Source organism: Lysobacter soli, assembly GCF_009755585.1.
In the GTDB taxonomy this organism is placed as follows: Bacteria; Pseudomonadota; Gammaproteobacteria; order Xanthomonadales; family Xanthomonadaceae; genus Lysobacter_J; species Lysobacter_J soli.
The window spans coordinates 2046825-2059734 of sequence record NZ_CP046603.1 but is presented as its reverse complement, the minus strand read 5'-3'; the positions used below and the strand labels follow the sequence as shown (position 1 = coordinate 2059734).

The window sequence follows — 12910 nt, the reverse complement described above, 5'->3', positions numbered from 1 at the left end:
TCATGATCAAGCAAACCATCAGCGTTCTCGCCGCCTGCCTGCTTGCCGTCGCGTGCAGCAGCGGTGCGCAAGAAGACCCGCGCGAGCCGTCGAGCGAAACGCCGGAACTAGCCACCGGCGCACCGGAGTTCACGGGCATCTCGCATTGGCTCAATAGCGACCCGCTGACCATGCAGCAACTGCGCGGGAAGGTCGTGCTAGTCGAGTTCTGGACCTTCGACTGCATCAACTGCATCCACGTCATGCCGCACGTGAAGCAGTGGCATGAACGCTACAAGGACCAGGGCCTGGTCGTCGTCGGCGTGCACACGCCCGAATACGGCCACGAGCGCATCCTCGACAACCTGCAGGCGGCCGTAAAGCGCTTCGGGATCGAGTACCCCGTCGCGCAGGACAACGGCTACCAGACGTGGAACGCGTTCGGTAACCGCTACTGGCCGGCGCTGTACCTGATCGATCAACAGGGGCAGATCGTCTACCGCCACGCGGGCGAAGGCGATTACGACACCACCGAAATGCAGATCCAGCGCTTGTTGCGCAAGAACGCGACAGGCGCGTGACCCCTCAGGAGACGATTACCATGACCACAAACGACAAAGGCACGGCGCTGATCACCGGCGCATCCTCCGGCATCGGCGCCATCTATGCCGACCGGCTCGCCCGCGAGGGCTACGACCTGGTGCTGGTGGCGCGAAGCGCGGGCAGGCTCGAGGAACTGGCGAAACGGATTTCGGATACCACCGGTCGCGCGGTGCGGACCATCACGGCCGACCTCACCCATACGCAGGATCTGGAATGGGTCGAGGAGGCGCTGACCACCGACGCGAGGATCACGATGCTGGTGAACAACGCCGGCGTGGGATCCACCGCACACCTGCTGGACCTCGACATCGCCAGCATCGAGCGGATGATCGCCCTCAACGTCACCGCGCTGACGCGGCTCGCGCGCGCAGCGGCAACCGCGTTCGTCGCGAGGGGAGGGGGCACCATCGTCAACATGGGCTCCATTCTCGCTGTGGCGCCGGAGGTGTTGAACGGCGGCGTCTACAGCGGCACCAAGGCGTACGTGCTGGCGTTCTCGCAGTCGCTGCTGCATGAGTTCGGCGACAAGAGCGTTCGCGTACAGGTTGTTTTGCCAGGCGCCACGGCCACGGGCTTCTGGGAGCTTTCCGGCACGCCGGTCGAGGCGTTGCCGTCAAGCATCGTGATGACCGCCGACGACGCGGTTGATGCGGCACTGGCAGGGCTGAAGCTGGGCGAGTTCGCCACGTTCCCGTCGCTTCCGGACATCGATGACTGGAACGCGTTCGACAAGTCACGTCGCGCGTTGCTGCCCGGTCTTTCGCGGACGACGCCGGCTCCACGCTACGGCACCGGCGGATGAGGAAGGGTGGTGCCCGGTGCTCTGGCAGGCCGGGCGCTTCCCCACACGAAGCAGGGCGCCGATGGACCGCATCGAAGCGATGAAGATCTTCATTGCCGCGCTGGACGAGGGAAGCCTCGCCGGGGCGAGCCGTCGAACGGGACGTTCGGCTGCCGCGGTGAGCCGCGCCGTCGCGTACCTGGAAGCGCACGTCGGCGTGCCGCTGCTGCACCGGACGACCCGCTCGATCCGCCTGAGCGAAGCGGGCGAGCGGTATTCGTCCGCGTGCCGGAAGATCCTCGCCGACCTGGAAGAGGCCGATCGCCAGGCCGCGGGCGAACGCTCGGTACCGCGGGGAACGCTAAGCATCAGCTCCACGGTCTTCATTGGCGTTGAAGTGCTGCGTCCGATCATTGACGCGTTCATGTCCGAATTCCCGACGGTGAACGTGCGCATGTATCTGCTGGAGCGCCCGGTGAACCTGATCGACGAAGGTATCGACGTGGCGCTTCGCATCACGCACCTGTCGGACTCCACGCTGGTCGCGCAGCACATTGGCGAGGCGCGTCGCGTCGTCGTTGCATCGCCGCGCTACCTCGCCACGCATCCACGCATCGACGAACCGGGCGACCTGGCGCAGCACGCGATCGTCGCGATGCAGCACATGGGGCTGGATTCGTGGAGTTTTCCCGCGCCCGAAGGCACGACGGTGTCGCGTTCAGTGTCGTTCGTGCCGAGGCTGGTCGTCAACAACGTGCAGGCGGCGGTGGGATCGGCCGTGGACGGACACGGCGTGACGCGGCTGCTTTCGTACCACGTCGCCGGGCAGGTCGAACGCGATGAGTTACGCGTGGTCTTGTCCGAGTTCGAACCGGCGCCGCTTCCGATCAGCCTGGTGTCGCCGTACGGACGGCTGTCCGTACCGAAGGTGCGAGCTTTCGTCGATTTTGCTTTGCCGAGGCTCAGGGCGCAGTTCGCCCGCTCGACGCTGGTTTCGTAGGAGGCGATTCCACCGCTTCGCGGAAGAATGTCTGCCGGAATGCGTGGATTCGTAGGACCGGGATGCGTCCCTAGATTGAGCTTGTCGGAAACACGCCGCACTACGCGGTGAAACCGATCCCCCATCAATCCGGAGCAACATCATGAGCAGTTCCCGCAAGACCGTCATCATCACCGGCGCCTCGCAGGGTATCGGCGCCGGCCTGGTCCAGGCCTACCGTGATCGCGATTACCGCGTGATCGCCAACTCCCGTTCGATCAAGCCGTCGTCCGATCCCGACGTGCTCGCCGTCGCCGGCGACATTTCCGACCGCGCCGTCGCGCAGCGCATCATTGACGAAGGCCTCGCGCGTTTTGGTCGCATCGACACCCTGGTGAACAACGCCGGCATCTTCACCGCCAAGCCGTTCACGCAGTTCGACGCCGACGATTACGCCAACAACGTCGCGATCAACCTGACCGGCTTCTTCCACATCACGCAGCTGGCCATCGAGCAGATGGAAAAACAGGGCGCCGGGCATGTGGTCACCATCACCACGAGCTTGACCGACCATGCGATCGATGGTGTTCCGTCCGTCCTCGCCTCGCTCACCAAGGGTGGCCTCAACGCGGCGACGAAGTCGTTGGCCATCGAGTACGCCAAGCGCGGCATCCGCGTGAACGCGGTATCGCCCGGCGTCATCCGCACGCCGATGCACGCGCCGGAAACGCACGAATGGCTGGCCGCGCTGCATCCGGTAGCCCGCCTCGGCGAGATCTCCGACGTCACGCAGGCCGTGCTGTTCCTGGAGTCGGCCGGGTTCGTCACCGGCGAGATCCTGCACGTCGACGGCGGCCAGAGCGCTGGTCACTGACTTTCACCCGGGGCGGGGAACCCTCGCCCCTTACGACAGGAGCAAGGCAATGCCCATCGTCAACATACAGATCACCCGCGAGGGATCGGGCCCGGGTCGCGATGCCGCAACGGCGGAAGAGAAGGCCGCGCTGATCCGCGGCGTCAGCCAGCTGCTGCTCGATGTACTGGGCAAGCCGCTCGACTCGACGTTCGTCGTGATCGAGGAGGTCCCGCTGGAGAACTGGGGCTGGTACGGCATGCCGGTGCCCGAGCTGCGACGGCGTCGTGCCGAGGAGAAGTGACGCCGAGGCGGTGGGCGTGGAGCCCCGCGTCCACGATGGGAAGGTACCGCACGCATCGCACCAGAGAATGCTAATGTCCCGACCGGTTGTCGTCGGTTGGGGATGCGTGGGAATGATCGCCAAGACCGAAGCTGCGATCCTCGCCGGGGGCTGCTTCTGGGGAATGCAGGAACTGCTTCGTCGCATACCCACGGTCGTGTCGACGCGCGTGGGCTACACGGGTGGCGATCTTGCGTGTCCGACGTATGAGGATCACGGGACGCACGCCGAGGCGATCGAGATCGTCTTCGATCCGGAGCTGCTCTCCTACAAACAAATCCTGGAGTTCTTTTTCCGCATCCACGATCCGACGTCGCTCAATCGCCAAGGGGCCAACATCGGCACGCGCTATCGCTCGGCGATTTTCTATCTCACCGCCGTGCAACGCCGCATCGCCGAAGCGGCCGTCTCCGAACTGGACAGTTCCGGACTGCTTACCGGTCGAGTCGTGACGACGGTTGAGCCAGCGGGCCCGTTCTGGGAAGCAGAGCCGGAGCACCAGGCGTACTTCGAGCGCCACCCCGAACAGCGCGCATGCAATCACATCCGTCCCTCGACTATGTCTGCGTGTGATCGACTCGCATCATCTGCCCATGGTGCGTCGGACTTCTAGGCCTTCCGCGGCGCGCGCGATGACGCGTTCCTCGAAGACGCCACTACTTCACGCTTCACCTGGTCGCCGCTGATCAAACCGATACCAAAGCGGGATAGACGTTTCCGGGGCAACGGCGCAACCTGCACTCGTCGAAGCAAGTGATGGCAAGGCTGTTGAGATGGTGAGTGCGAAACACATCCATCGCGTGCGCACACATCGCGCTTTATCGCCTTTGTCGAAAGCTTTGGCCGACGAATGCAGCGCGGATGCGTAGACGATTCGACCGCATCTCGCTTTTGCCAATGAAATCACATCTGCGGCAACCAGCCGGCGGAGAGACACATGCGCATCCTCATGGTGCTGACATCGCACGACGCCCTCGGAAACACGGGCCACAAGACTGGCTTCTGGTTGGAGGAATTCGCGTCCCCGTATTACGTCTTCACCGATGCGGGGGCTTCGGTGACGGTCGTGTCGCCCAAGGGAGGGCAGCCTCCAATCGATCCGAAAAGCGACGACCCCAACAATCAGACGGAATCGCAGACACGCTTCAAGGCCGACAAGGACGCTTTGGGCGTACTGGCGAACACGCTTCGCCTGGACTCGGTGTCGGCCGGCGACTTCGACACGGTGTTCTATCCAGGCGGACACGGCCCGATGTGGGACCTCGCGGAGGACCCTCACTCGATCAAGCTGATCGAGTCGTTCTACGACAGCGGAAAGCCGGTCGCGGCGGTATGCCATGCGCCAGCGGTCCTGCGTCACGTCAGGCACAAGGGAGAACCGATCGTGAAGGGTAAGCGCGTCGCTGGCTTCACCAACACCGAAGAGGAGGAGGTGCAGCTCACCAAGGTGGTGCCCTTCCTTGTGGAAGATGAACTCAAACGCCTGGGCGGTCTGTACCAGAAGACGGACAACTGGTATCCGTTCGCCGTCGTCGATGGACGCCTCATCACCGGTCAGAATCCGGCCTCGTCAACGATCGCCGCACAGACGCTGCTTTTGCTCATGAAGCAGCTCACGCCGGCGAAGGGCTGACCGCAAGGAGTGCACTCATGGATCTGCTCATGACGGCGAAAACACTTGCGGAGCGCGTCGAAACGGAAGCGACGAGGATGCACGTTCCCGTGTCGGTGTCCATCGTGGACGTCCACGGCAACCTCGTGCTTCAGCACCGAATGAACGATGCGCCCGCCTATTCGATGGAGATCTCGGAGCGCAAGGCATACACCTCCGCGCTGGTGGGTCGACGCACCGCCGAGCTGGATGCTCTCGTGCAGCCGGGCCAGTCCCTGTACGCCCTGCTGGCCATGGCGGGCGGCCGCTATACCGCCATGGCGGGAGGCGTCCCGCTGAAACACGAGGGCAGGGTGTTTGCCGGCGTCGGAGTCAGTGGCGGCACGACCGAGCAGGATGTCGCCATCGTCGACTCTGCTCTGTCCGAGTCCAACACGAACGGCTGATGCCAGATTGCCAGCCTGGAGCCGCTTCCATGACCACACCGCTGAGTTTCCTGCGTGCGACTGTCGGGCTCATCGCTTGCACGGCTTGCGCGGCACAGGGCGCCGGATTGCCGGCCAAAGCCTTCGGTTCCGTCCAGCAGGAGGATGTTCAGTGGGAACAGTTTCCTGCGTTTCCGGAACAGGCCCGGCTTGCGGTGCTTGTGGGCGAACCGTCGAAGCCAGGGCCCTATCTGGTGCGCGTGAAAGTTCCCGGCGGCGTCACGCTAATGCCGCACACCCACCCGGAAGATCGGATCTATACGGTCATCTCAGGCGTCTTCTACATCGGGCTAGGGACGACGTTCGACGAATCCAAACTCGTGGCCTATGCACCAGGGAGTGTCATCGTGCTGCCCGCCAACACCGCGCATTTCCACCGGGCGCGATCGGGCGAGTACATCACCCAGGTCACCGGCGTCGGGCCGCTCGGCATCGTCTACGTGGATCCGCACGACGATCCACGCACGCATTGACCTTGCTGCAGGGCTGGTACAGGTGAGATCCGGTATGGCCCTGAAGAACTACCCAGCGGTCCCGGCCTCAGCGAAGGGGAGGGCGTAACCCGTGCTCCCCTTGTCGACGTCCGCAACCACGACGTACAAGCACGTCACCGCGGATGGCGTCGGTATCTTCTACCGCGAAGCAGGCCAGAGCGATGCGCCCACCGTCGTGCTCCTGCACGGCTTCCCGACCTCATCGCGCCAGTTCGACGCCTTGATTCCGCTCCTCGCGCCCTACTATCACGTGATCGCACCCGACTACCCGGGCTTCGGCCGGAGTGAAGCCCCGCCGCCATCGTCGTACGAGTACACGTTCGACCGACTCTCGCGAACAATCCAGTGCTTCCTGGCCGAGATCGGGATCGACCGTTGCAGCTTCTACCTGCATGACTACGGCGGTCCCGTGGGATTTCGTACGTTCCTTGCGAAACCAGAGCGACTGCAGGCCCTGATCATTCAGAATGCGAACGCCTACGACGAAGGGCTCGGCGCAAAGTGGGCAGCAATCCGTGACTACTGGGAAGCTCCTGCGCTACATACGGACGTGGCCGAGGCGTTCCTGTCACTGGAAAGCACGCAAGGACGCCACACGCTGGGTAGCGCGCATCCGGAGCGCTATAACCCGGAGATTTGGGAAGATGAGTCCGCACGCCTGGCCCAACCGGCGCAGCGGGACATCCAAAGCCGCCTTCTGTACGACTACCGGACGAACGTCGCCTCTTACCGGGCCTGGCAAAACTGGCTGCGTGCGCGGCAACCGCCTGCCTTGATCGTGTGGGGAAGGAACGATCCGTCTTTCGTAGCCGCTGGCGCGCAGGCGTACTTGCGCGACCTGCCGGACGCAGAGCTTCATCTGCTCGATGCCGGCCACTTCGCGCTCGAAGAACAGCTCGACGAGATCGCGTTGTTGATGCTGTCGTTCCTGGGCAAGCACTTGGGAACGCAAGGAGACCCGATCGCTCCGAAGCGCGATCTTTTGGATACCTAGGTCCAATCGACGGATGGCCGCATGGGCTCGATCATTGACGCGCCGCCAGCGAAGAAGGCTGGCTTTTTCGGAGAAGTCAGATCATGTCCCTGCCCAAGATTGCCGTGATCATGAGCACGACCCGCGCATCGCGGTTTGCCGACGTTCCCGCTGCCTGGATCCGCGATCTTGCCGTCGCCCGCGGCGACATGGAGGTCGAACTCGTCGATCTTCGCAATTACCCGATGCCGTTCTTCGACGAGCCGGCCTCCAATGCCTGGGTGCCGTCCAGCAATGACGTGGCGCGTCGATGGCAAGCTACGGTAGCCCGCTTCGATGGCTACATCTTTGTGACGGCCGAGTACAACCGCGGTCTCCCGGCCGTTCTGAAGAATGCACTTGATTACGCGTACCCGGAGTGGAACCGCAAGCCTTGCGCATGCGTCGGTTACGGCAGCGTGGGCGGCGCCCGTGCGATCGAACAGCTCCGGCTCAATTGCGTCGAGCTGCAGATGGCGCCGACACGAAACGGGGTACATATCCAGGGGCGCGACTTCTTCGATGCGCTGCGCGAAGCCAAGCCCCTTGCCGAGATTCCCTACATCGAGGAGAACGCGGGCGTGATGCTGGAAGAGCTGTTGTGGTGGACGCTCGCACTCCGGCATGCGCGCGCGTCGTAGGGGGCGAAGATGTGGTCGTCGACGCTCACCGAGCTGCTTGGCATTCGCCTCCCGATCATCCAGGCGCCGATGGCCGGCGTCTCATCGCCGGCAATGGCAATTGAGGCGGGACGGGCTGGCGCACTCGGCTCAATTGCTGTCGGCGCTCTCGACGTGTCGGCGGCGAGGTCGCTGATCGAAGCCATGCGCGCCGCCACATCCGGCCCCTTCAATGTCAACCTTTTCTGCCATAAACCGGCACGGCGCAGGCCGGACGTGGAGCGCGCATGGATCGAGCGTCTGGAGCCTGAGTTCGGGGCCCTCGAGGCAGCGCCTCCGGAGCGGCTGAGCGAGATCTATCGCAGCTTCGTTGTGGACGCCGCAATGCTGGCAATGCTGGTTGATTCTCGTCCGCCAATCGTCAGCTTCCATTTCGGCTTGCCAGCCGACGACGCGATTCGAGCGCTCCAGCAGGCTGGCATCGTGCTGATCGCGACGGCAACAAACCTCGCCGAGGCTCGCGCGATTGAAGCCGCTGGACTCGACGCGGTCATCGCACAGGGTTGGGAGGCAGGTGGCCACCGCGGCTGTTTCGATCCTGCAGCACCGGATGAGGCGCTCGGCACCTTGGCGCTCACACGCCTGCTTGTCCAGAGAACACGGATTCCCGTCATCGCCGCCGGGGGCATCATGGACGGTGCGGGCATCGCCGCGGTCCTGAAGCTCGGGGCGGGCGCTGCACAGCTCGGCACCGCCTTCGTGGGCTGCGATGAGAGCCTCGCCGACGCGGCCTATAAGCAAACGCTCGCCGCGGCCGCGGCCACGGTGATGACGCGTGTCATCTCGGGGCGGCCGGCACGGTGCCTCGTCAATCGGTTCACCCTGATCGGTTCCGGCATCCCGGACGCGGTGGTGCCGGACTATCCGGTTGCGTACGACCTGGGAAAAGTCCTCAATGCGGCTGCCAAGGCGCGTGGCGTGCACGGATTTGGTGCGCAGTGGGCAGGGCAGGGCGCACCGCTCGCACGATCGCTGCCGGTTGCGGCGCTGGTCGAAAGCCTGGTGCGTGAACTCACGGAGGCATGGGAATGACGAACACGATGCCGATACGTTCGCGGCGATTGTTCGCGATGCAACTCTCGGTCAACGCGTTCCGCATGATCGGCGGCCCGGAGGGAAGCACCCTGCGAATCGCTGACGTGCCTGGGGGGACTTTCACCGGGGAGCGGCTGCAGGGAATCGTGCTTCCAAACGGAACCGACTGGCAAACGCTCCGCGGCGATGGCGCGGTGATGCTCGATGCGCGGGTCGTGCTGAAAACCCACGATGACGCCCTGATTGCCATGACCTACAGAGGAATTCGCCATGGCCCACCCGAGGTGATGGCACGACTCACACGCGGCGAGCACGTAGACGGCGAGAGCTACTATTTCCGCATCACTCCGGTTTTCCAGACTTCGGATCCGCGTTATGAGTGGTTGAATCGGATCGTCGCTGTAGGTATCGGCGAGCGTCTCCCGGAAGGGCCGCGTTACGACGTGTACGAGATCCTTTAAGCCGTGCTTGGTCTAGTCAGCGTACCCGGCGCCGCGTCAAGTGCTGCTGGTGGTCTGGGACAGTGGTTCCAGCAACGCTGCTTCTCTCATCCGCACCATCACGAAATCGATGAAGGCGGTCACGGCTTTGGGAGATTGGCGACGGCTGGAGTAGACCAGCGAGACGCCGACGCTCGACGTACCGTGATGCGGTAGCACTTCAAGCAATTGCCCCGAACGCAAATACTCCGCGGTCACCAGAGTAGGAAGCAGGGCGATGCCGAGTCCCGCAAGTGCCGCGTCCAGCTGCACACGAAGCGCATTGGCATGAAACCGCCCGGTCAAGCCCACGACCGTAGCGCCGTCTGGACCGATCAAGCGCCACTCGGCCAAGCCGCTGCGGCTGGGAGCGGCGATGCAATCGTGCTCGCTCAACTCCTGCAGCGACTCGGGCCGGCCGCGTGATGCTACGTAGGTAGGACTTGCGACCAAGGTTGCGCGTGTGGTGCCGATGGGCCTGGCGACCAGGTTCGAATCGCGGTCGACGCCGGTGCGGATCGCCACATCGATGGCCTGTTCAATGAGATCTACCTTGTCATCGCCGAGAACGAATTCGAGGCGCACTCGGGGATGTGCTGCCAGGAACGTGCCTACCCAGGCCACGTCGAACCAGCGGAAGAAATCCGCCGCAGCGGCTACCCGCACCTTACCGACGGCGTGCTCGCCTCCGCCCGCGGTTTCGCGTGCAACAGCTTCAACCGCGTCGATCTGTTCGGCACTCCCCTGAAAGAGCGTTGTGCCGGCCGGCGTCAACGTGAGCTGGCGGGTACTCCGCTGTAGCAAGCGCACGCCAATCTGTGCCTCGAGCGCTTGGATCCGACGGCTGAGAGTATTCGGCGGCATCCGCAGTCGGCGGCCGGCTGCGGCGAAGCTGCCAGCGCGCACCACCTGCACGAACAGGGCGATGTCGTTCAAATCGGCCATGACAGGGAAATTGCTTCGATTTCTGGACGAATGAAATCTAGCAGGCCCGACTAATCGTTGTGACTGCTTGCCCCTAGATTCGGTGTGATCACTCGTTGACCGAACTGGAGGATGCCCATGAATGCCCAGACTGTACCTGTCCGCGCCACTGCGGACATGCTCACGCGTCGCGTGATTCACGTGACTCGCGGGCGGGGCCACGGGCCGATCGCGCGGCTGATGAGCCCCGGCGACCTGGGCGAACTATTGAAGCCATTTGTATTCCTCGACTTCATCGACACCCGGGACCAGCCCAAGCCCCGCGCCAGCGACTACGGTCTGCATCCGCACTCCGGTATCGCGACGCTGACATGGCTCTACGAAGGCGAGGTGAACTACCAGGACACGACGGGGCGGCGCGGGCAGATCGCGGGCGGACACGTCGAATGGATGCGGGCCGGGGGCGGCGCGTGGCACGGGGGCAACTTCGGCGACGGCGACGGCCGGGTCCGCGGCTTCCAGCTGTGGATCGCGCTGCCGCCGGAGCTGGAGTTGTCGGAGGCAATAAGCACCTATTTGGCGCCGCATGAGATTCCGGCGTCAGGACCGGTGACCGTCCTGTTGGGACAGCACGGAGCGTGCTCGAGCGCGATCACTCCTCCGTCGCCCATCAATTACCTCTCAGTCCGCCTGCGCGCCGGCGAGCGCTGGACGTACAGGCCGCCCGCGGGTCACGCCGTCGCGTGGGCCGCCGTCAGCACGGGAGAACTCGAGCTGCCCGTGACGGCGCGGGCAGGCGAGATGCTCGTGTTTGCGCCTGGAGAGGCTGACATCGAGTTTCTCGCCCATGCCGACGCCGAGTTCGTCCTCGGGTCGGCCGTGCCGCACCCGCATCGCCTGGTGTCGGGCCAGTACTCGGTACACACCACGGAGGCGGCCTTGCGCGAAGGGGAGGCGCGTATCGACAAGATCGGTCGAGCGCTGGTGCGACGCAACGACTAGGTCACGCCACTGCGGCTCGAGTCGCTATGTGGTTCTTCTACTTAACGTGCCGCCGCGCGACGGACTTGGGTCCTCGACGACGAGGGACAGGGCGGGCTCCAGGCAGCAGTGTTGCGCTGGGCGGAAGAGTGTCTGCCGGACGACAGGGATTCGCAAACCGGTACTGCGCTCCTAGATTGAACGCACCTGCGAATCACCGACCCTCCCGTCACTCGACGGCGAAGCGAGTATCGGCAACCGACCGAACGTGCAGGCGCCTGCGCGGGCCAATTGCACGTCAGTCGTCAGTGCTGCATTGGGCACCGGTGTTTCGCGAAACGACACTCGCGAAGGCTACTTATGAACAAGCAACAAGATAAGCCCCTGCACCTGCAGGTGGTCGCTGACCTGATCTGCCCGTGGTGCTTCATCGGCAAGCGCAGCCTGGACCGCGCACTGGTGGTCCTTGCAAGGGACGGCATCGCAGTCGATGTCGAATGGCTGCCATACCAGCTCAATCCAACCATGCCGGCGAGTGGGATGGACCGCAAGCAGTTCCGCACCCAGCGCTTCGGCTGGGAGAACGCCCTGGCGATGGACGCCCGCGCCGTGGAGGCCGGCCGCCACGTGGGTGCGGACTTCCGCTACGACCTGCAATCACGCACCCCGAACACGCTGGCGGCGCACGGATTGTCCCGGCTGGCGTGGGATGAAGGAGGGGCATCGCTTCAGGACCGGCTTGTCGACCGGCTCTTCGCCGCCTATTTCACACACGGGGAAGACATCGGCAGCAGCGATGTACTCGGGCGCATCGCCGCCGACTCAGGAATGCCGCACGACGCCGTTATGCGGGCCCGATCGTATGAGGCCGTAGTGTCTCGGCTGGAGAGCAAGTCGCGCGTCCTCGGTATCAACGGCGTGCCGAGCTATCTGGTAGATGGGCATCTCGTGCTCAACGGTTCAACCTCGGTCGATGGATATGTCAGTGCGATCACTGATGCAGCGATGCGTCTGCGTTAGCTCGAGTTACGCGGAAGCGTTACGGATAGGGTGCTCGGCTTCGTCTCCAGAACCGCTACCCGCGCTGGGCCAGTGCCCGTTCCAGGCCAGGAGCGGGCGCTGGCCGAGGCGATTAGGCCTGTTTATCGCGGGTAGGGAAGGAGCGGGACGGCCCTGTCAAACCTCAAGCTCGGTGCACCACCGGCGGTGTTAATGTCCGCTTTCGACCCAAAGCGGACACGAGGAAGAGGCCGTGAAGATCGGTGAACTCGCATCCTTTGGCCACAACGTTGCCGATTCCCTGGCAAGCGGCATTTGCCTCATGGTGGGAATCGATTGGGTCGACATCTACGAAGAAGCTGCGGCGTCGCCCGAAGGCCACATCACCGTGGACTTCAAGACAGGTTCGACCTCCGGTAGCCCGGTTTCCGCCGACCTCAACGAAGCCGTCCGACGCTATTCGGAGCGGCTTGCGGAATTCGCCGGACAGCACCGTCTGGACGCTGCGAAAATCAAGGTAATGACTGCAAGATTTGGCACCGATCCTGTGTTTGGCAGGCACTTCTCCGTGATCGTGGAAGATTCCGACGGACGCCGATCTGTTGACCGGTACGTTGGCTGTCCGGGAAAGCGCTTCGGCAGGTCGCACAGGACGCGCTCGGTCTGACCGT

At 64.0% G+C, this 12910-nt stretch carries 17 protein-coding genes; 16 read left to right on the top strand and 1 reads right to left on the bottom strand.

From position 1 onward, the window contains the following. Window positions 1-2: 2 nt before the first annotated feature. From GOY17_RS09340 to GOY17_RS09280, 13 genes are all read left to right on the top strand, one after another. On the top strand, window positions 3-560 hold the full coding sequence (locus GOY17_RS09340; protein ID WP_157030177.1) for a thioredoxin family protein: 558 nt from the start codon (window positions 3-5) through the stop codon (window positions 558-560). A gap of 20 nt (window positions 561-580) precedes the next feature. Next, window positions 581-1384, top strand: a complete 804-nt coding sequence (locus GOY17_RS09335; protein ID WP_157030176.1) for an SDR family NAD(P)-dependent oxidoreductase — start codon at window positions 581-583, stop codon at window positions 1382-1384. 61 nt (window positions 1385-1445) lie between these two features. Beyond that, window positions 1446-2363: a LysR family transcriptional regulator gene (locus GOY17_RS09330; protein WP_157030175.1), complete on the top strand. Its 918-nt coding sequence runs from the start codon at window positions 1446-1448 to the stop codon at window positions 2361-2363. Between the two features lie 142 nt (window positions 2364-2505). Continuing rightward, window positions 2506-3216, top strand: a complete 711-nt coding sequence (locus GOY17_RS09325) for an SDR family NAD(P)-dependent oxidoreductase (protein ID WP_157030174.1) — start codon at window positions 2506-2508, stop codon at window positions 3214-3216. A 49-nt stretch (window positions 3217-3265) separates the two neighbouring features. Continuing rightward, on the top strand, window positions 3266-3499 hold the full coding sequence (locus GOY17_RS09320) for a tautomerase family protein (RefSeq protein ID WP_115842353.1): 234 nt from the start codon (window positions 3266-3268) through the stop codon (window positions 3497-3499). Between the two features lie 112 nt (window positions 3500-3611). After that, window positions 3612-4151, top strand: coding sequence for a peptide-methionine (S)-S-oxide reductase MsrA (gene msrA / locus GOY17_RS09315; RefSeq protein WP_157030173.1), 540 nt, complete (start codon window positions 3612-3614; stop codon window positions 4149-4151). 324 nt (window positions 4152-4475) lie between these two features. Beyond that, entirely contained in the window at window positions 4476-5171 is a 696-nt protein-coding gene (locus tag GOY17_RS09310; RefSeq protein WP_157030172.1) for a type 1 glutamine amidotransferase domain-containing protein, read from the top strand. A gap of 17 nt (window positions 5172-5188) precedes the next feature. Continuing rightward, entirely contained in the window at window positions 5189-5596 is a 408-nt protein-coding gene (locus GOY17_RS09305; RefSeq protein WP_157030171.1) for a GlcG/HbpS family heme-binding protein, read from the top strand. A gap of 29 nt (window positions 5597-5625) precedes the next feature. Continuing rightward, on the top strand, window positions 5626-6108 hold the full coding sequence (locus tag GOY17_RS09300; RefSeq protein WP_198173888.1) for a cupin domain-containing protein: 483 nt from the start codon (window positions 5626-5628) through the stop codon (window positions 6106-6108). Window positions 6109-6208: 100 nt separating this feature from the next. Beyond that, on the top strand, window positions 6209-7123 hold the full coding sequence (locus GOY17_RS09295; protein ID WP_198173887.1) for an alpha/beta fold hydrolase: 915 nt from the start codon (window positions 6209-6211) through the stop codon (window positions 7121-7123). An 83-nt stretch (window positions 7124-7206) separates the two neighbouring features. After that, entirely contained in the window at window positions 7207-7782 is a 576-nt protein-coding gene (locus GOY17_RS09290) for an NADPH-dependent FMN reductase (RefSeq protein WP_157030169.1), read from the top strand. 9 nt (window positions 7783-7791) lie between these two features. Further along, window positions 7792-8853, top strand: a complete 1062-nt coding sequence (locus tag GOY17_RS09285) for an NAD(P)H-dependent flavin oxidoreductase (protein WP_157030168.1) — start codon at window positions 7792-7794, stop codon at window positions 8851-8853. Beyond that, complete coding sequence (locus tag GOY17_RS09280) at window positions 8850-9317, top strand: DUF3237 domain-containing protein (protein WP_198173886.1); 468 nt, start codon at window positions 8850-8852, stop codon at window positions 9315-9317. Before GOY17_RS09285 ends, GOY17_RS09280 begins: the two co-directional genes overlap by 4 nt. Window positions 9318-9353: 36 nt before the next feature. Here GOY17_RS09280 and GOY17_RS09275 read toward each other — a convergent pair whose 3' ends face one another. Beyond that, window positions 9354-10280: a LysR family transcriptional regulator gene (locus tag GOY17_RS09275; RefSeq protein ID WP_157030166.1), complete on the bottom strand. Its 927-nt coding sequence runs from the start codon at window positions 10278-10280 to the stop codon at window positions 9354-9356. Between the two features lie 117 nt (window positions 10281-10397). Between GOY17_RS09275 and GOY17_RS09270 the strand changes: the two genes are divergently transcribed. The 3 genes from GOY17_RS09270 to GOY17_RS09260 all read left to right on the top strand — a co-directional run bounded on the left by GOY17_RS09270 (window position 10398) and on the right by GOY17_RS09260 (window position 12906). Beyond that, a complete protein-coding gene (locus GOY17_RS09270) occupies window positions 10398-11261 on the top strand; it encodes a pirin family protein (RefSeq protein ID WP_232338573.1) in 864 nt (287 codons plus the stop codon). Window positions 11262-11600: 339 nt separating this feature from the next. Then, complete coding sequence (locus GOY17_RS09265) at window positions 11601-12260, top strand: DsbA family oxidoreductase (protein ID WP_157030164.1); 660 nt, start codon at window positions 11601-11603, stop codon at window positions 12258-12260. A 232-nt stretch (window positions 12261-12492) separates the two neighbouring features. After that, window positions 12493-12906 (top strand): hypothetical protein, encoded by a 414-nt coding sequence (locus GOY17_RS09260; RefSeq protein ID WP_157030163.1) that lies wholly within the window; start codon window positions 12493-12495, stop codon window positions 12904-12906. Window positions 12907-12910: the final 4 nt, after the last annotated feature.